Origin of the sequence: Streptomyces sp. NPDC127038 (assembly GCF_042725875.1) — a bacterium.
In the GTDB taxonomy this organism is placed as follows: domain Bacteria; phylum Actinomycetota; class Actinomycetes; order Streptomycetales; family Streptomycetaceae; genus Streptomyces.
This window is the reverse complement of sequence record NZ_JBHXDQ010000037.1, coordinates 53,573-71,861: the sequence shown is the minus strand read 5'-3', so window position 1 is coordinate 71,861 and position 18,289 is coordinate 53,573. Positions and strand designations below refer to the sequence as shown.

Below are 18,289 nucleotides of genomic sequence, written 5' to 3'. Positions count from 1 at the left end.
AGGGCTGTCTTTGTGAGCGCTGTCTCCGTGAGGGCTAGAAGACCGACTCCGCCTCGTCCATGCGGTCCTTCGGCACGGTCTTCAGTTCGGTGGTCGCGTCCGCGAGCGGCACCATCTCGATGTCCGTGCCGCGCAGCGCGGTCATCTTGCCGAACTCGCCGCGGTGGGCGGCCTCGACGGCGTGCCAGCCGAAGCGGGTGGCGAGGACACGGTCGTACGCGGTCGGCGAGCCGCCGCGCTGGACGTGGCCGAGGATGACCGGCTTGGCCTCCTTGCCCAGGCGCCGCTCCAGCTCGTAGGCCAGGGCCGTACCGATGCCCTGGAAGCGCTCGTGCCCGAACTGGTCGATCTCGCCGTGGCCGTAGTCCATGGTCCCCTCGGCGGGGTGGGCGCCCTCGGCGACGCAGATGACGGCGAACCGCTTGCCGCGCGCGAAGCGCTCCTCGACCATCGCGACCAGGTCGGACGGGTCGAAGGGACGCTCGGGCAGGCAGATGCCGTGGGCACCGGCGGCCATGCCGGACTCCAGGGCGATCCAGCCCGCGTGCCGGCCCATGACCTCGACGACCATGACCCGCTGGTGGGACTCGGCCGTCGTCTTCAGACGGTCCATGGCCTCCGTGGCGACACCGACGGCGGTGTCGAAGCCGAAGGTGCGGTCCGTCGCGGAGATGTCGTTGTCGATGGTCTTCGGCACGCCGACCACGGGCAGGCCCGCGTCCGACAGCATCCGGGCCGCCGTGAGCGTGCCCTCGCCGCCGATCGGGATGAGCGCGTCGATCCCGAACTCGCGGGCCATGTCCTGGGCGTTGTCACAGGCCTCGCGGAGCCGGTCGCGCTGGAGCCGGGAGGAGCCGAGGATGGTGCCGCCGCGGGCGAGGATGCCGCTGACGGCGTTGAGGTCGAGGGTGCGGTAGTGGCCGTCGAGGAGCCCGGCGTAGCCGTCCTCGAAACCGATGACCTCGTCGCCGAAGTTGGTGACCGCTCGGTGCACGACCGACCGGATCACTGCGTTCAGGCCAGGGCAGTCGCCGCCTGCCGTGAGAACTCCGATGCGCATCGTGCTGTGTCTCCTGCTCCCTGCCGGTTCGTGTGAGCCGATTCGATTGTTTCACGGCCCGGGGTGCGGCGCCGATTGCGTCCACCGCCCGCCGCGCCACCGCACGCCCCTCGCCGCCGACCGGCACACTTGCCCTGGCGGGCGCCTTAGCCAGCGCCGGAGGTATTGTCAAGAGGGTTCTGCTCACGTTGGTGGGCCCTTTTTCCGAGCCCAGAAATCAGCCTGGCGACGAAACGGATGGAGAGCACGCGTGACGCGCAGCGTGTACGTGACCGGGATCGACCGAGGCGACGGCCGGCAGGTCGTCGAACTGGGGGTCATGGAGCTCCTGACCCGCCAGGTCGACCGGGTGGGGGTGTTCCGTCCGCTCGTGCACGACGGCCCCGACCGGCTCTTCGAGCTGCTGCGGGCCCGCTACCGGCTGGCGCAGGACCCCGCGACGGTGTACGGCATGGACTACCGGGAGGCGTCCGCGCTCCAGGCCGAGCAGGGCACCGACGAGCTGGTGTCCACGCTCGTCGACCGGTTCCACCTGGTCGCCCGCGACTACGACGTCGTCCTCGTCCTCGGCACCGACTTCGCCGCCACCCAGCTCCCCGACGAGCTGGCACTCAACGCCCGGCTGGCGAACGAGTTCGCCGCGTCGGTGCTGCCGGTCGTCGGCGGCCGGGGCGAGAGCGCCGAGTCGGTGCGCGCCGAGACCCGCAACGCCTACCGCGCCTACGACGGCCTGGGCTGCGACGTCCTCGCCATGGTGGTGAACCGGGTCGCCCCCGAGGACCGGGCGGAGATCGCCGAACGGCTCGACTCCCGTCTGCCGGTGCCCTGTTACGTCCTCCCGGACGAGCCCGCGCTCTCCGCGCCGACGGTCGCGCAGATCACCCACGCGCTCGGCGGAAAGGTCCTCCTCGGCGACGACGCGGGGCTCGCCCGGGACGCGCTGGGCTTCGTCTTCGGCGGCGCGATGCTGCCGACCTTCCTGACCGCGCTGACCCCGGGATGTCTCGTGGTCACTCCGGGGGACCGGGCCGACCTGGTGATCGGCTCGCTCGCCGCGCACAGCGCCGGCACCCCGCCGATAGCCGGCATCCTGCTCACCCTGGACGAGCGGCCCACCGACGAGATCCTCACGCTCGCGGCCCGCCTCGCGCCCGGCACCCCGGTCGTCTCGGTGGCCGGGAACTCCTTCCCCACCGCCGAGGCCCTGTTCGCCCTTGAGGGCAAGCTGAACGCGGCCACGCCCCGCAAGGCGGAGACCGCGCTCGGCCTGTTCGAGCGTCATGTGGACACCGCCGACCTGCTCAAGCGGGTCTCCGCGCCCAGCAGCGACCGGCTCACCCCGATGATGTTCGAGCACCAGCTCCTCGAACAGGCCCGCTCCGACCGGCGCCGGGTCGTGCTGCCCGAGGGCACCGAGGAACGCGTCCTGCACGCCGCCGAGGTGCTGCTGCGCCGGGGTGTCTGCGATCTGACGCTGCTCGGCCCCGTCGACCAGATCCGCAAGAAGGCCGCGGACCTCGGCATCGACATCAGCGCCACCCAGCTGATCGACCCTCAGACCTCGCCGCTGCGGGACTCCTTCGCCGAGAAGTACGCCGAACTGCGCGCCCACAAGGGCGTCACGGTGGAACTGGCCTACGACGTGGTCGCGGACGTGAACTACTTCGGCACGCTCATGGTGCAGGAGGGCCTCGCCGACGGGATGGTGTCGGGGGCCGTGCACTCGACGGCCGCGACCATCAGGCCCGCGTTCGAGATCATCAAGACCCGGCCGGAGTCGAGGATCGTCTCCTCCGTCTTCTTCATGTGCCTGGCCGACAAGGTCCTGGTCTACGGCGACTGCGCGGTGAACCCCGACCCGGACGCCGAGCAGCTGTGCGACATCGCCATCTCCTCGGCCGCCACCGCGGAGCAGTTCGGGGTCCGGCCGCGGATCGCGATGCTGTCGTACTCCACGGGCACCTCGGGTTCGGGCGCCGACGTCGACAAGGTGCGGGAGGCGACCGAGCTGGTGCGCGCGCGCCGCGCCGACCTGCGGGTCGAGGGGCCGATCCAGTACGACGCCGCCGTCGAGCCGTCGGTCGCGGCGACCAAGCTGCCGGAGTCGGAGGTCGCCGGGCAGGCGTCCGTGCTGATCTTCCCCGACCTCAACACCGGCAACAACACCTACAAGGCCGTGCAGCGTTCGGCCGGCGCGATCGCCGTCGGCCCGGTGCTCCAGGGTCTGCGCAAGCCCGTCAACGACCTGTCTCGCGGCGCGCTCGTCCAGGACATCGTCAACACGGTCGCCATCACGGCGATCCAGTCCCAGAACCCCGACCGGAAGGCTGCCGTTCAGTGAGCGACCGTCCGTCCACCCCGGCCGCCGCGCCCGGGGAGCCCGCCTCCCCGCCGGCCGTGCGGGTCCTCGTCCTCAACTCCGGCTCGTCGTCGGTGAAGTACCAGCTGCTCGACATGCGTGACGGCGCCCGGCTGGCCGTCGGCCTGGTGGAGCGGATCGGCGAGGGGACCTCGCTGCTGCGGCACACCACGCGCGCGACGGGCGAGACCCGTGAGCGGGCCGACACCTTCGCCGACCACGAGGCCGCGCTGAAGGCGATGGCCGAGGAGCTCGCGGTGGACGGACTCGGCCTGGACTCCCCCGAACTGGCGGCCATCGGCCACCGGGTGGTGCACGGCGGACGGACGTTCACCGATCCGACGGTCATCGACGCGGAGGTCCTCGCGGAGATCGAGCGGCTGATCCCGGTCGCCCCCCTGCACAACCCGGCGAACCTCACCGGGATCCGCACCGCGATGGCGCTGCGCCCCGACCTGCCCCAGGTCGCCGTCTTCGACACCGCGTTCCACACGACGATGCCGGAGGCCGCCGCGCGGTACGCGATCGACGTGGCGACGGCCGACGAGCACCGCATCCGCCGGTACGGGTTCCACGGCACCTCGCACGCCTACGTGTCCCGGACGACCGCCGAACTCCTCGGCAAGGCGCCCGAGGAGGTCAACGTCATCGTGCTGCACCTGGGCAACGGGGCCTCGGCGTCCGCGGTCAGGGGCGGGCGGTGCGTGGACACCTCCATGGGGCTGACCCCGCTGGAGGGGCTGGTGATGGGAACGCGGTCCGGCGACGTGGACCCGGCCGTCATCTTCCATTTGGAGCGCGTTGGCAACATGTCCACGGACGAGATCGACACTCTTCTCAACAAGAGGAGCGGGCTGCTCGGTCTGTGCGGCGACAACGACATGCGCGAGATCCGCCGCCGTGTCGACGAGGGGGACGAACAGGCCCGGCTCGCCTTCGACATCTACATCCACCGGCTGAAGAAGTACATCGGCGCCTACTACGCGGTCCTCGGCCGGGTGGACGCCGTCGCGTTCACCGCCGGGGTGGGCGAGAACGCCGCCCCGGTGCGCGAGGCGGCGATCAGGGGCCTGGAGGAACTGGGGCTCGCGGTCGACGGCGAACTGAACGCCGTGCGCGGGGGTGAGCCCCGGCTCATCTCACCGCCGTACGCGCGCGTCGCGGTCGCCGTGGTGCCCACGGACGAGGAACTGGAGATCGCCACACAGACGTACGCACTGGTCGGAAAAGGCGACGCCTGAGCGGGGCGGAGAGCCACGCCTGAGCGACCGCCCGCCCATTTGTATCTTCCGCCAGACGGAATATTCCGTTGCGAAACAAACCGATAGGATCGCCCCATGCGCCGTTCGAAAATCGTCTGTACTCTCGGCCCCGCGGTCGACTCCCACGAGAAGCTTGTCGCGCTGATCCAGGCCGGCATGAACGTGGCCCGATTCAACTTCAGCCACGGCTCTCACTCCGAGCACCAGGGCCGGTACGACCGTGTCCGGGCCGCCTCGGCCGAGACCGGCATCGCCATCGGCGTCCTCGCCGACCTTCAGGGCCCCAAGATCCGCCTGGAGACCTTCGCCGAAGGCCCCGTCGAGCTGGAGCGTGGCGACGAGTTCGTCATCACGGCCGAGGACGTCCCGGGCGACAAGCACATCTGCGGCACGACCTACAAGGGTCTGCCCGGTGACGTGTCCAAGGGCGACCAGATCCTCATCAACGACGGCAACGTCGAGCTGCGGGTCGTCGAGATCGACGGTCCCCGGGTCAAGACGGTCGTCATCGAGGGCGGTGTGATCTCCGACCACAAGGGCATCAACCTGCCCGGCGCGGCCGTCAACGTGCCCGCGCTGTCGGAGAAGGACGTCGAGGACCTGCGCTTCGCCCTGCGGATGGGCTGCGACATGGTCGCCCTGTCCTTCGTGCGCGACGCCAACGACGTGAACGACGTCCACAAGGTGATGGACGAGGAGGGCCGCCGCGTCCCCGTCATCGCCAAGGTGGAGAAGCCGCAGGCGGTCGACAACATGGAGGGCGTCGTCGCGGCGTTCGACGCCGTCATGGTGGCCCGTGGCGACCTGGCCGTCGAGTACCCGCTGGAGCGCGTCCCGATGGTGCAGAAGCGCCTCGTGGAGCTGTGCCGCCGCAACGCCAAGCCGGTGATCGTGGCGACCCAGATGATGGAGTCGATGATCACCAACTCCCGTCCGACGCGCGCCGAGGCCTCCGACGTGGCCAACGCGATCCTGGACGGCGCGGACGCGGTCATGCTGTCGGCCGAGTCCAGCGTGGGCGCGTACCCGGTCGAGACCGTGAAGACGATGTCGAAGATCGTCGCCGCGGCCGAGGAGGAGCTCCTGTCCAAGGGCCTCCAGCCGCTGGTCCCGGGCAAGAAGCCGCGCACGCAGGGTGGTTCGGTCGCCCGCGCCGCCTGCGAGATCGCCGACTTCCTCGGCGGCAAGGGCCTGGTGGCCTTCACCAAGTCCGGTGACACCGCCCGCCGTCTCTCGCGCTACCGCGCCGCCCAGCCGATCCTGGCCTTCACCACGGACGAGGGCACCCGCAACCAGCTGACGCTGAGCTGGGGCGTCGAGTCGCACGTCGTGCCGTTCGTGAACAGCACCGACGAGATGGTCGAACTCGTCGACCACGAGCTGCAGAAGCTCAAGCGGTTCAACGAGGGCGACGTCGTCGTGATCACCGCCGGTTCGCCTCCCGGTGTCGCCGGCACCACCAACATGGTCCGGGTGCACCACCTGGGCGAGGGCAACCACGCCTGATCACCGCCGCCGCACGGACACTGAGGGCGCCCCCGGCGAACAGGGGGCGCCCTCAGTGTCTGTGCGGCTCCCGGACGGGCTCTGGACGACTCAGCCGGTCGTGTACTGGTGGAGTCCGGGGACGTGCAGGGTCCCGCCGAACTGGCCGGCCTGAACGACCTTCACCTTGGTGAAGTAGATCAGCGGGATGTTCAGCGGCGGAGGGTTGTCCGGGTCGAACGTGACCGGGATGAGTCCCAGCAGGTTCCCGGATATGCTCTCCGTGTACATGATCGTCTTGCCGTCGCGGATGGTGGACGTCGAACCCGCCGCGGCCTGCACGTGATAGGTCTTGCCCGACTGCTTGTCCTCCACCGTCTGGTGCAGGTCACCGATGTCCGTGCCGTCGGATATGACGTACTTCAGCACCTTCTTGACGGTGCCGTCGGCCGTCCTGACCTTGACTATGCCCTGGTAGTCGGCGCCCTTGAGGAGCAGCGAACTGGCGTTGAGGTACCAGGGGTCGGTCGGCAGGGCGACCGAGTTGTCCACGCCGCCCGTGTCGTCGGTGGCGACGGGGCAGTCGGCCGGGTCCGTGGTGGAACTCGCGGACGGGCTGGGCGACTCGGTGACCGCGGCGGCCGTGTCCTTGGCCGCTTCGGTGGCGTCCGAGGCCGCCTTCGACGCGGTGTCGGTGACCTTGTCGGTGGTGTCCTCGACCGTCTTGGTGACCTTGCCGGCCGTGTCCGCCGGGGTGTCCGTGGCGCTCGTGCCGGCCGTCGTGGTGCTCGCGCTCGGCGACGCGGAAGGCTCCGGGGTGGAGCTCGCCGTCTCGTCGGGCGTGAGGATCTTCTTGATGGCGTCACCGACGCCCAGCGGGTCGAGCGGGTTCTTGCTGCTCTCGGACGCCGAGGGCGTGGGCGTGGAGGCCGCGGAGGCCGCCGCCTTGTCCGCCGTCTTGTCCGGTGCGCTCGCGGAGGCCGACGGGGACGCCGTGGACCCGGCCTTGTCGTCGGAACCTGAATCCGACGAAGAGGTCTTGTCCTTGGCGGCGGTGTCGGACGACGCGGAGGGGCTCGGCGTGGCCTCGGCGGAGGAGGAGCTCGCGCTCGCCGACGCGGAGGGCGACGCCGTGTCCGGCGCGTCCTTGCCCGTGACGGCCTCGACGCACGCCTGGTACTCCTCGGCCGTGAGGCTCTTGGAGGTGGAGTGGTCGTCGGCCTGGGCGAGCGTCGGGGTGAAGCCCATGCCCATGAGCACGGCCGTCGGCATCGCCGCTATGGCTATCACCTTGCCGGCGGGCATCTGGAACCTGGTGAACAGCGGCTTCCTCGGGGCCGCGTGGCGCGGCCCGGTTCCGGCTCTCACACGGGACTCCTCCACATCAGTCCCATGGGTCACCTCGTCAGCCGGCACTGTGCCTCCCGTTCGCCCCGTTGGTCGGGCTCGTTCCTGACAGATCGTTCGGGTCGCCCGCGCCGTCCGCCGCCCCGGGCCCGGCAGGCTCGGAGACCACGGCCTCCGGCACGTCCTGCTTGTCGAGGGACTTCGGCGCGGCGTAGCCCTCCTCGGGTTCGCCGGGAACCCAGGAGACCGCCATGGCGCCGCCGAGAAGGGCGAACAGGAAGCCGATCAGGAAGCCGCCCAGGTTGGCCACCGGGATGGACACCAGGGCGAGGAGGATCGCGGCGACACCCGCGAACGTCCGCACGTGCTTCTGGAACCAGAGGCTGATCCCGAGCACGACGAGGAGCACGCCGATGATCAGGGAACCGGCTCCGGCGGTGGTGGACATCGCCAGCGTCAGGTGACCGAGGTGCAGGTGCGCGTACGGGAAGTAGGCGATGGGAAAACCGCCGAACACGATGTACAGACCGGCCCAGAACGGGCGATCGCCCCTCCAGTCACGGAACTTCCGCCGGAACACCTGGAGGTAGTGCTCATCGTTCTGACCGGGCGCGGCAGGGGTCTCGGCGCTCATGGATACAGCTCCCTGGAACGGCATTGCTGTGAGAAGTACGCGTTGGTGCTCCGCGTACGACGGGCGGAGCGGACGGGGCGGGCGAAGCGGCCTGAGCCTCCTCGCCCACCCCTGTGGTGCTTAGAAGCACTCGTGGGTGCCCGCGGACACCGACATCTGGAGACCGCTGAGCTTGAAGGTGCCGGCCGTGGTCGCCCACGCCGTCTGCTTCACGCCGGTCAGCGTGGCCGACTCGGCCTGCTGGGCGAACCCGTAGGGGTTGGCCTGCTCGCCGCCGCCCTTCATGCCCGGACCCTTGGAGGCGTCCTTGGCGGCAACACCGATGTCGATGTTCTTGAACGTCGCGTCGGCGCCGAGGTCCTGGACATCGATGTACAGGTTGTCGGCGTGAACCGGCGTACCGCTGCCGCCGGCCTTCAGCACGAGGCTGACGGAACCGAGCAGCGGGATGTCCGGAGTCACGACGGACTGGCACATGCCGGTGATGTCGGCGCTCTTGAACGCCGACACCGCGACGGGGTGCAGCGCCGCCTTGCCGTCAAGACCGGTGCCCTGGTCGAGGGCGCCGTACTGCGAGAAGCCCTGACCGTCAAGCTTGTCCGCGGACACCTTGAAGGACTGGCCGGAGACACTGAACGATGCGGCGAGAGCACCCTGCGCAAGGGCGACACCTATCGCTGCCGTGGCTGCCACGCTGGGCACCATGACGACGGCGAACCGCTTCCATCTGGTCCCGCCACGCACCTGGGACATAATTTTTCCTCCTTCTCGGACGTACATCTCCTGGCCCTGACTGCCACGTTGCGGCGGCTCAGCCGGGCAGGGATGGGAGAAGTGCTACGTCCTCGGGAAGGAGAGCGCCTGTACCCGACGGTGCGGACTGCACCCGAATCACCGGCGATCACCCCCGAGCGACAACCACTGGTCGCGCCTGACACACATCACGCACAACCTGCTGGACAGGCTCCGCCGGACGGCGAAGACCCCCCTGCCCAAGAACCGATCGCACTGCTGTCGGTCCTACTCGGTGGGGACCCAGAAAGTCCGCCGTCCCGATTGGCTGTCGGGGTGCGGGAATGGACCGAGCGTCGCCGATCGTGGTGCATTCTCGCCGCGTGCACAAGGGGGTTCGTTACTGGCTAGTAACGGCGGGATAACCGAAGAACGACCGGGCGGCGTCGGGCGGCGACTCAGGGTGGCACCACCGGGGGTGACACAGTGGTCAAATCCCGGACGGAACCAGACAGTTCAACGGCCTCGACTTACTACGAGTAACAGCGGCCGCGTTTACCAAGTTTTGGTAAAGCGCGGCCACATCTGTCCCTGTCGGCCAATCTTTCACCCGGGCATCACAAGCCCTGGCGTTTACGGACTGGTCAGAACAGCGCCCTGGCGAGCGCCCGGCGCGCCGCGACGACGCGCGGGTCGTCGGCACCGACCACCTCGAAGAGCTCCAGCAGCCGCACGCGTACGGCGTCCCGGTCGTCGCCGGCCGTGCGCCGCACCGTGTCGATGAGCCGCCCGAAGGCGTCCTCCACGTGGCCGCCGACGAGGTCCAGGTCGGCCCCGGCGATCTGAGCCGCCACGTCGCCGGGCTTCTCCGCGGCGTCCCGGCGCACCTTCTGCGGGTCCAGGCCCTGCACGCGCTGGAGCAACTCGGCCTGCGCCAGGCCCAGTTTGGCCTCCGTGTTGCCCGGGTCGTCGCTCAGCACGTTCTTGTACGCCTGGACGGCACCGCCGAAGTCGCCCGCGTCCAGCGCCTGTACGGCGGCCTCCAGAAGCGCGTCGTACGGTCCGGCCGGCACCTCGCGCGCCACCGGGGATCCGTCCGCGCCGCCGTCGGCGTCGACGGTCAGACCGGTCAGGCCGAAGCGCTGCTCGGCCACCTGGACGAGCTGGTCGAGGGTCCCGCGGATCTGCGCCTCGGCGGCGGCCCCCTGGAAGAGCGGCAGGGCCTGGCCGGCCACCACCGCGAAGACGGCCGGGATCCCCTGGACCCCGAACTGCTGCATCAGCATCTGGTTGGCGTCGACGTCGATCTTGGCGAGCACGAAGCGCCCGTTGTACTCGACCGCCAGCCGCTCCAGGAGCGGGCTCAGCTGCTTGCAGGGCTCGCACCACTCGGCCCAGAAGTCGATGACGACGGGCACCTCGGTGGAGCGCTGGAGGACGTCCAGCTCGAATCCTGCCTCGTCGACGTCGATGACGAGACTCGCGGGTGTCACGGCCCCGCCTCCGCCCTGCCTGGCCGCTTCGGCGCGCGCCTGCTCCGCCTTCGCCTTGGCCTCTTGGGCCGCCTTCACCGCGGCGAGGTCGACGACTCCGCTCATGGACATGTTCCGTGGCTGCATGAGTACATCCTCCCCCTTCCTCGCGCACGTGTGAAAAGCGTCGTGAAAGCCAGGCTGTGTCAGGCCTGTTCGGCGCCGGGTCCCCACCTGGCGCCTGTGCGGTTGTCGCCGCGTTCGAGCTTTCGCTACGAGTCGTAGCGTAACTGTACGGAGACACGCCCGCGTACCGTCTCCCGGTGATCTCCCTCACGGCTTCACGCAACCGCCGGATATCGGCCGGTGCAGCGGCCGGATATGGTCAACGGCATGCAATGTCGCTCCCAGGCCGCCCGTACGGGCCGCCCCCGCAGCGCCGCCGCGGACGCCGCGATCCTGGAGGCGACGCGTACGGCCCTGGTCGAACTGGGCTGGTCCAAGCTGACGTTGGGGTACGTGGCGACCCTCGCGGGCGTCGCCAAGACGACCCTCTACCGCCGCTGGGCGGGCAAGAACGAACTGGTCGTCGACGCGGTGGCCGAGCTGTTCGACGAGCTGGAGCTTCCCGACCGGGGCAGTCTGGCCGCCGACATCGAGGGTGTGGTGCTCCAGTTCGCGGCGATCCTGGACCGTCCGGAGGCGAAGACGGCGCTGATGGCCGTGGTCGCGGAGTCCACCCGGGACGAGCCGCTGCGGGAGCGCATCCGTACGTCCATCGTGGACCGGCAGAAGCGCCTGGTGATGGAGGGCCGTGCCCGGGCGCAGGCGCGCGGCGAACTGCCGCCGGAGGCGGACCCGGCCGCCGCCGACCGCACCGCGGCGCTGATCTTCGACGTGGTCGCCGGGGCGGTCGTCCATCGCACCCTGGTCAGCGCGGAGCCCGCGGACGAGGCCTGGGTCCGCGCCTTCACCCAGGTCCTCCTGGTGGGCCTGACCGGCGCGACGACGCCTACGGCGGACTGAAGGATCGGTCCGGTGGGGGGGTCGGGGCCGTGCCGGTGCATCAGCCCGTCGCCGTTGGGTGAGGTGTGGGCGTCGGTGGCGACGGCCATCGATGTACCGGCACGGCCCCTCGCGCCGGATGCCGGCTGCGGCTGCGTCCCCATTTCGGCTCCGGCCGGGAGAGATTCAGCTCCGGCCTGTCACTTTTCAGCTCGGGCCGGGGAAAGTCTTAGCCCCTCCGGCGTTTGAGGAGCGGGGGTCCGGGGGCGGCGCCCCTGGGTACGGGTCGGGTAGGGGCGGAGGGGGCGAGGAAAAGGGCTTCTGGCGCGGGCGGACGGTTGCCAGTACCGGCAAGGGCCCCCGAACCCCTGGCTCGGGCGGAGCCAGGAGCACGGGGGCCCCGGGTCGGTCAGAAGCCCGCCGGCTCGACGTAGATGCCCCACTCGTCGCGCAGGACACCGCAGATCTCACCCAGCGTCGCCTCCGCGCGAACCGCCTCCAGCATGGGGCCGATCATGTTCGACCCGTCGCGCGCGGCGGCGAGCATCGCGTCCAGCGCCCCCCGCACGACCACCTCGTCCCGCCCCGACTTGCGCGAGGCGAGCACCCGCACCTGCTCCCGCTCCACCTCGTGGCTGACCCGGAGGATCTCCAGGTCGCCGGTCACGGACCCGTGGTGGACGTTGACGCCGACGACCCGCTTGTCGCCCTTCTCCACCGAGCGCTGGTACTGGAACGCCGACTCGGCGATCTCGCCGGTGAACCAGCCGTCCTCGATCCCGCGCAGGATGCCGGAGGTGATGGGACCGATGGGGTGCTTCCCGTCCGGGTGCGCCCGCAGCCCGCGCTCCTTGATCTGCTCGAAGATCTTCTCCGCGTCGGCCTCGATCCGGTCGGTGAGCTGCTCGACGTACCAGGAACCGCCCAGCGGGTCGGCGACGTTGGCGACGCCGGTCTCCTCCATGAGCACCTGCTGGGTCCGCAGGGCGATCTCCGCGGCCTGCTCGGAGGGCAGGGCCAGCGTCTCGTCCAGGGCGTTGGTGTGCAGCGAGTTCGTGCCGCCGAGGACCGCCGCGAGCGCCTCCACGGCGGTGCGGACGACGTTGTTGTACGGCTGCTGGGCCGTCAGCGAGACACCGGCGGTCTGCGTGTGGAAGCGCAGCCACTGCGCCTTCTCGGAGGTGGCGCCGTACACGTCCCGCATCCAGCGGGCCCAGATCCGGCGCGCCGCGCGGAACTTGGCGATCTCCTCGAAGAAGTCGACGTGCGCGTCGAAGAAGAAGGAGAGCCCGGGAGCGAAGACGTTCACGTCGAGGCCGCGGGAGAGGCCGAGCTCCACGTAGCCGAAGCCGTCCGCCAGCGTGTAGGCGAGCTCCTGCGCGGCCGTGGAGCCGGCCTCACGGATGTGGTACCCGGAGACGGACAGCGGCTTGTACGCGGGGATCTTCTCGGCGCAGTGCTCCATCAGGTCGCCGATGAGGCGCAGATGCGGCTCGGGCTGGAAGAGCCACTCCTTCTGCGCGATGTACTCCTTGAAGATGTCGGTCTGGAGCGTCCCGTTGAGGACCGCGGGGTCGATGCCCTGGCGCTCGGCGGCGACCAGGTACATGCAGAAGACCGGCACGGCGGGGCCGCTGATCGTCATCGACGTGGTGACGTCACCGAGCGGGATGTCCTGGAAGAGGACCTCCATGTCGGCCGCGGAGTCGATCGCGACACCGCAGTGCCCGACCTCTCCGAGGGAACGGGCGTCGTCCGAGTCGCGGCCCATCAGCGTCGGCATGTCGAAGGCCACCGAGAGGCCCCCGCCGCCGTTGGCGAGGATCTTCTTGTAGCGCTCGTTGGTCTGCTCGGCGTTGCCGAACCCGGCGAACTGCCGGATGGTCCAGGTGCGGCCCCGGTAGCCGGTCGCGTACAGCCCGCGGGTGAAGGGGTACTCCCCGGGCCAGCCGATCTGCTCGAAGCCTTCGTAGTTGTCCCCGGGCCGGGGACCGTACACCGGCTCCACGGAATCACCCGAGAGCGTGGTGAAGTCGGCCTCGCGCTTGCGCGAAGCGTCGTAACGGGCCTGCCAGCGTCGGCGGCCTTCCTCGATGGCGTGAGCGTCCATGCCTTCAAATTTACTAGGACGTCCTAGTAAATGTCGATGGCAAACCGCCGTACGGTCTCGTACGGCGGTGTGGATCAGACCTCGGCGACCGCGGGGGCGGCGGCGTCCTCGACCTTGGACTCCAGCTCGTGGCTGATGCGGCGCTCCACGAAGAAGGCGGCCGTGGGGATCGTGCCCGCCAGCAGCACCCAGAGCTGCTTGCCGACCGGCCACTTCGCCTTGGAGCCCAGGTCGAAGGCGAAGATCAGGTAGATGACGTACAGCCAGCCGTGCGCGATCGCGACGACGCGGGTGAAGTCCGCGGCCCCGTCGATGCCCATGCCGTACTTGGCGATCATGCTGAGGCACAGCAGAACCAGCAGCACGCCGGTGACGTAGGCCATGACGCGGTAGCGGGTCAACACGCTCTTCTTCATGGCACGAGGGTAACCACCCTATTTGCGCGATCTTCACGCACCCCCGGGCCGGGCCCGCTCCGGCCCCGCCTCCCGCGGGAGCGGGCCGGACTACTCGTCGTCGAAGTCGTGCGCGGCGACCCGCAGCGGGCGCAGCATCGCGAAGATCTCCGCGCACTCCTCGGCGTCGTAGACCCCGAGCCCGAAGTCCATCGCCATCAGGTCGCGGGTGGCCGCGTCGCAGACCTCGCGGCCCTTGTCCGTGATGGAGGCCAGCGTGCCCCGGCCGTCGTTCGGGTTCGGCCGCTTGTCGACGAGCCCGGACCGCACCAGCCGGTCCACCGTGTTCGTGACGGAGGTCGGGTGCACCATGAGCCGCTCGCCGATCTTCGACATCGGCAGCTCGCCCGCCTTGGAGAAGGTGAGCAGGACCAGTGCCTCGTAGCGCGCGAAGGTCAGTCCGTACGGCTTGACGACCGCGTCCACCTCGGCCAGCAGGATCTGGTGCGCGCGCATGATCGAGGTGATCGCGGACATGGACGGCACGGCGCCCCAGCGCTGCCGCCAGTGTTCGTCGGCGCGGGCGATGGGATCGAAGGCAAGGCTGAGCGGCTTCGGCACGCCGACGACCTTACCGGCCGGTCACATCGTGGTCAGCCCTGTCTCGCTTTTCGATATCGGGGCCCCGCGGGGACGGGACCGGGGAGCCGCCGGGTCCCCCTCGCCGGGCCGGGGCGGGTCCCCCTCGCCGGGCCGGGGCCCGCTCCTACCGGGCCGGGCCGGGGCCCACTCCTACCGGGCCGGGGCGTGCCCCTCCCGCGCGGCCGCGTGCTCGGCGCGCCGGGCGGCGACCGCCAGGGCCGCGCAGGCGGCGGTCCCGAGGACGCCCGCGCCCACGATCGTCGCCCTGACCCCGGCGAACTCGGCCACGACGCCCGACAGGGCCATGCCCACGCCCTGGATCGTCATCAGCCCGGCCGAGTTGAGCGTCATGGCCCGCCCGAGCAGTTCGTCCGGCACCGCCCGCACGAACCACTGGTCGAGGCCGAGGGTGTACGCCGATCCGGCGCCGGCGAGCACCAGCAGGGCCAGTGACCAGCCCAGGCCCGGCCGCAGCGCGTACGCCGCGTAGGGCAGCAGGGTGAGGCAGACCAGGGGCAGCGTGAGCCGGTTCCTGGTGGCCGGCCGCAGCCGCGCCCCGGCGAACAGCTCCCCCGCGATCGTGCCGACGGGCAGCGCGCACATCAGCAGACCGAGCCCCGCCGTACCGGCGCCGAGCCCCTCGGCGTACGGCGCCGCGAGCGCCTCCGGGGCCACGACGAACATCGGCGGCACCCAGAACAGCAGCAGGAGCGCCAGGATCCGCCGGTCGGCGAGCACCTGGCGGGCGCCGCGCAGGGAGTCGCGCACCAGCGCCTGGCCCCGGTCCGCCCGCGCGGGCCGCCGCCGGGTGCCGAGGCGCAGCAGCGCGGCGGAGGCCAGGAAGGTGCAGACCGTGACGAGGAGCGCGTGCCGCGGGGAGACGACGGTGAGCAGCAGTCCGCCCGTGCCGAAGCCCGCCAGCAGCGCGCTCTGCGACAGGATGCGCAGCAGGGAGCGGCCGAGCACGAACAGTTCGCCGTCCCCGAGGACGTCGGCGAGGGTCGCGGTCCGGGTGCCCTGGAAGACCGGGGCGACCAGCGCGAGCGCGGCCCGCATGGTGAGCAGTACGGCGACGGGCGCGCCCGGCAGCACCATCACGGCCACGCAGCCCGCGCACACCAGGTCGCACACCACCAGGACCCGGCGGGCGGGGAAGCGGTCCGCGACTCCCGCGAGCAGGGTCCCGCCGATCAGGTACGGCAGGAAGCCGAGCGCGAACGTGAGGGCGCTGAGCAGCGGGGAGCCGGTCAGGCCGTAGACGAGGACGGAGAGCGCGATCTCGCTGACGACGAGTCCGAGCAGCGAGAACGCGTGCGCGACGAACACGGCCCGGAACTCGGGCACGGCGAACACGGGCCCGTACCCGGCCCGCCCGGCCGGCCCGGCCCGCCCGCCTGTTCCCTGCATGGCCCCCTCCCCGGCGGGTGCCGCGGGGTCCGGCGCGGCGGGCGCGGCGGGCGTGGCAGGCATGGCGGGCGTGGCGGGCATGGCGGGCATGGCGGGCGTGGCGATGTTCTCCGTCGTGGGCGTCGGCTTCGGCACGGTCGTCGTGGGCGTCGGCGTCCGCACGGTCGTCGTGCGCGTCGGCACGGTCGTCGTGGGCTTCGGGGCTGGTTCCGGCATGGGGGTCAGCGTGCCGGGATCCGTCGCGGAGCCGTAGAGTTTCGGCTCCAGCCGAATCTTCCGGGGTCGTTCCATGCCGTCACTGCTGCACTTCGGGGAGGACGACCTCCTCAACTGCCGCTTCGCGGTGTCGCCGCTCTGGGAGACGCAGGAGGCGGTCCGCACGCTCAACCGGCCAGCGCGGCACGGCTATCACGCGCCCTGGCTGCGCCGTATGCGCGCGGCCGCCGACGGGCTCGACCTCTCCCCGCTGTGGCTGCTGATGCCCCGGCGCGGCTACTCCCCCGACTGGCTCGGGCCACCCCCGCTGGGCCATGCGGCGGCCTTCGAGGACGAGATCGCCGCCGTCCGCGCGGCCGACCCGGACCTGGCCCGGCAGGAGAGCGCCCGTTCGCTCGCCGAAACCCCAGGCGCCCTGGCGTCCCCGCGCGGCCGGGCCCTGCTGGCCGACCCCGTCCGCATGGTGCGGGAGCTGACGGACCTGCTGGAACAGGCCTGGCACACCCTCGTCGAACCGGACTGGCCACGGCTGCGCGCCCTGCTGGACGCCGACGTCGCCTTCCACTCCCGGCGGCTCGCCGAGGTCGGCCTCGGCGGGCTCCTCCCGGAGATCGACCGGCGCTTCGGCTGGCGTTCCCACACGCTGACCGTCGAGGTCGGCGGCCGGCACGAACGGCATCTGGCCGGCCGGGGCCTGGTCCTGATGCCGAGCGTGTTCTCGTGGCCGGACGTGATCAGCGGCTTCGAACCCCCGTGGCAGGCGACCCTCGTCTACCCCGCGCGCGGCATCGGCGGCCTGTGGACCGAACCGGCGGACCGCAGTCCCGACGCGCTCGTACGGCTCCTGGGGCGCGGGCGGGCCGCCGTGCTCACGGCGCTGGACGAACCGGCCGGCACGACCTCGCTCGCGCACCGGCTGGGCCTCGCCCCGTCGTCGGTCTCCGCGCATCTCACCGCCCTGCGCGACGCGGGCCTCCTCGTCTCGCGCCGGTACGGGCACCAGGTGCTGTACGAGCGGACCCCGCTCGGCATCGCGCTGGCGTCGGGCGGCGGCTGACCGGGGACGGCCGCGCCACGCCGCTTCCCCGCCGCAATGTCCGCCTGTGCCACGATTGGTGACCGTTGGTCACCCTCGCGCAAGGGAGCGGCATGCCCCGGCTGATCCACGCCCTCGCGGCGCTCGCGGTGCTCGGACTCACGGCGGGCTGCGGGTCCGCGCCCGAGGCGGGACGGGCCCCGGTCGCCGGTGGCGCCTCCACCCGGACGGACGCCGGTGCCCGTTCCCCCTTCTGGGTCGACCCGCGGGGCCCGGCCGCCCGGCAGATCGAGCTGTGGCGCCGGCAGGGCCGGGCCGCGGACGCCGCCTCGCTGCGGCGGATCGCGCGGGAGCCGGTCGCGCTGTGGCCGGCCGGCGAGACCGACCCGGGCCCGGCGGTCGGGTCGGCGATCGGCTCCGCGACCCGGGAGGGACGGACGGCGCTGTTCGTCGCGTACGACATCCCGCACCGGGACTGCGGCCAGCACTCGGCGGGCGGGGCGGCGGACGCGGACGCCTACCGGCGGTGGATCGGCCGGTTCGCCGACGCCCTCGGTGACGGCCGGGCCCTGGTGGTCCTGGAGCCGGACGCGGTCGCCCACATCGTGGACGGCTGCACTCCGGGCGAGTACCACGACGAACGCGAGCGGCTGCTGGCCGATGCGGTCGTCCGGCTGAAGCGGCAGCCGCGCACCAAGGTCTACCTGGACGCCGGCAACCCGTCCTGGATCCCGGACTCCGGGAGGCTGGTCGGGCCCCTGGAGCGGGCGGGCGTCGCGGACGCCGACGGCTTCTCGCTCAACGTCTCCAACTTCCAGACGGACGCGGCCAGCAAGGAGTACGGCGTCGGTCTGTCCCGCAGGCTCGGCGGCAAGCACTTCGTCGTCGACACCAGCCGCAACGGCAACGGTCCGCTGGAGGGGGTCTGGTGCAACCCGCCGGGCCGGGCGCTCGGCACCCCGCCGACCACGGCCACCGGCGAACCGGCCCTCGACGCCTATCTGTGGATCAAGCGGCCCGGCGAGTCGGACGGGGAATGCGGGGGCGGACCGGCGGCCGGCCGGTGGTGGCCCGAGTACGCCCTGGAGCTGACCCGGGGCCCGGCCGGCTGACCGCCGCCGCGCCCC

16 protein-coding genes are annotated in these 18,289 nt (G+C 71.4%); 7 read left to right on the top strand and 9 right to left on the bottom strand.

Annotated features, from left to right (window positions below):
- Nucleotides 1–34: 34 nt before the first annotated feature.
- Nucleotides 35–1,060 (bottom strand): ATP-dependent 6-phosphofructokinase, encoded by a 1,026-nt coding sequence (locus ACFWI4_RS24345; RefSeq protein WP_385405777.1) that lies wholly within the window; start codon nucleotides 1,058–1,060, stop codon nucleotides 35–37.
- Between the two features lie 250 nt (nucleotides 1,061–1,310).
- Between ACFWI4_RS24345 and pta the strand changes: the two genes are divergently transcribed.
- The 3 genes from pta to pyk all read left to right on the top strand — a co-directional run bounded on the left by pta (nucleotide 1,311) and on the right by pyk (nucleotide 6,187).
- Nucleotides 1,311–3,401, top strand: coding sequence for a phosphate acetyltransferase (pta, locus tag ACFWI4_RS24340; RefSeq protein WP_387199801.1), 2,091 nt, complete (start codon nucleotides 1,311–1,313; stop codon nucleotides 3,399–3,401).
- Between the two features lie 56 nt (nucleotides 3,402–3,457).
- Entirely contained in the window at nucleotides 3,458–4,660 is a 1,203-nt protein-coding gene (locus ACFWI4_RS24335; RefSeq protein ID WP_387199836.1) for an acetate kinase, read from the top strand.
- 96 nt (nucleotides 4,661–4,756) lie between these two features.
- Nucleotides 4,757–6,187 carry a pyruvate kinase gene (pyk, locus tag ACFWI4_RS24330; protein ID WP_385405781.1) on the top strand — a complete coding sequence of 477 codons (1,431 nt, stop codon included), beginning with the start codon at nucleotides 4,757–4,759 and terminating at the stop codon, nucleotides 6,185–6,187.
- Between the two features lie 90 nt (nucleotides 6,188–6,277).
- On the opposite strand, the gene ACFWI4_RS24325 is transcribed toward pyk, so the two are convergent.
- From ACFWI4_RS24325 to ACFWI4_RS24310, 4 genes are all read right to left on the bottom strand, one after another.
- Entirely contained in the window at nucleotides 6,278–7,582 is a 1,305-nt protein-coding gene (locus ACFWI4_RS24325; RefSeq protein WP_387199798.1) for a hypothetical protein, read from the bottom strand.
- Entirely contained in the window at nucleotides 7,572–8,147 is a 576-nt protein-coding gene (locus ACFWI4_RS24320) for a DUF6114 domain-containing protein (protein WP_385405787.1), read from the bottom strand. The genes ACFWI4_RS24325 and ACFWI4_RS24320 overlap by 11 nt, the downstream gene beginning before the upstream one ends.
- A gap of 120 nt (nucleotides 8,148–8,267) precedes the next feature.
- On the bottom strand, nucleotides 8,268–8,903 hold the full coding sequence (locus ACFWI4_RS24315) for a DUF6230 family protein (RefSeq protein WP_385405869.1): 636 nt from the start codon (nucleotides 8,901–8,903) through the stop codon (nucleotides 8,268–8,270).
- A gap of 620 nt (nucleotides 8,904–9,523) precedes the next feature.
- Nucleotides 9,524–10,498 (bottom strand): tetratricopeptide repeat protein, encoded by a 975-nt coding sequence (locus ACFWI4_RS24310; protein ID WP_387199795.1) that lies wholly within the window; start codon nucleotides 10,496–10,498, stop codon nucleotides 9,524–9,526.
- A 246-nt stretch (nucleotides 10,499–10,744) separates the two neighbouring features.
- Here ACFWI4_RS24310 and ACFWI4_RS24305 point away from each other — a divergent pair, with 246 nt between their 5' ends.
- Entirely contained in the window at nucleotides 10,745–11,377 is a 633-nt protein-coding gene (locus ACFWI4_RS24305; RefSeq protein ID WP_387199792.1) for a TetR/AcrR family transcriptional regulator, read from the top strand.
- A gap of 388 nt (nucleotides 11,378–11,765) precedes the next feature.
- On the opposite strand, the gene ACFWI4_RS24300 is transcribed toward ACFWI4_RS24305, so the two are convergent.
- The 4 genes from ACFWI4_RS24300 to ACFWI4_RS24285 all read right to left on the bottom strand — a co-directional run bounded on the left by ACFWI4_RS24300 (nucleotide 11,766) and on the right by ACFWI4_RS24285 (nucleotide 15,910).
- Entirely contained in the window at nucleotides 11,766–13,466 is a 1,701-nt protein-coding gene (locus tag ACFWI4_RS24300) for a methylmalonyl-CoA mutase (RefSeq protein ID WP_387199789.1), read from the bottom strand.
- A gap of 74 nt (nucleotides 13,467–13,540) precedes the next feature.
- Complete coding sequence (locus ACFWI4_RS24295; RefSeq protein ID WP_385405798.1) at nucleotides 13,541–13,882, bottom strand: DUF3817 domain-containing protein; 342 nt, start codon at nucleotides 13,880–13,882, stop codon at nucleotides 13,541–13,543.
- A 90-nt stretch (nucleotides 13,883–13,972) separates the two neighbouring features.
- Nucleotides 13,973–14,482 (bottom strand): MarR family winged helix-turn-helix transcriptional regulator, encoded by a 510-nt coding sequence (locus ACFWI4_RS24290; RefSeq protein WP_385405800.1) that lies wholly within the window; start codon nucleotides 14,480–14,482, stop codon nucleotides 13,973–13,975.
- A 171-nt stretch (nucleotides 14,483–14,653) separates the two neighbouring features.
- Nucleotides 14,654–15,910 (bottom strand): MFS transporter, encoded by a 1,257-nt coding sequence (locus tag ACFWI4_RS24285; RefSeq protein WP_387199784.1) that lies wholly within the window; start codon nucleotides 15,908–15,910, stop codon nucleotides 14,654–14,656.
- Here ACFWI4_RS24285 and ACFWI4_RS24280 point away from each other — a divergent pair.
- From ACFWI4_RS24280 to ACFWI4_RS24270, 3 genes are all read left to right on the top strand, one after another.
- Entirely contained in the window at nucleotides 15,909–16,163 is a 255-nt protein-coding gene (locus ACFWI4_RS24280; RefSeq protein WP_387199781.1) for a hypothetical protein, read from the top strand. The two genes, ACFWI4_RS24285 and ACFWI4_RS24280, sit on opposite strands and share 2 nt — an antisense overlap.
- A 36-nt stretch (nucleotides 16,164–16,199) precedes the next feature.
- Nucleotides 16,200–17,183, top strand: coding sequence for a DUF5937 family protein (locus tag ACFWI4_RS24275; protein WP_387199778.1), 984 nt, complete (start codon nucleotides 16,200–16,202; stop codon nucleotides 17,181–17,183).
- 92 nt (nucleotides 17,184–17,275) lie between these two features.
- Nucleotides 17,276–18,274 (top strand): glycoside hydrolase family 6 protein, encoded by a 999-nt coding sequence (locus ACFWI4_RS24270; RefSeq protein ID WP_387199775.1) that lies wholly within the window; start codon nucleotides 17,276–17,278, stop codon nucleotides 18,272–18,274.
- Nucleotides 18,275–18,289 lie beyond the last annotated feature (15 nt).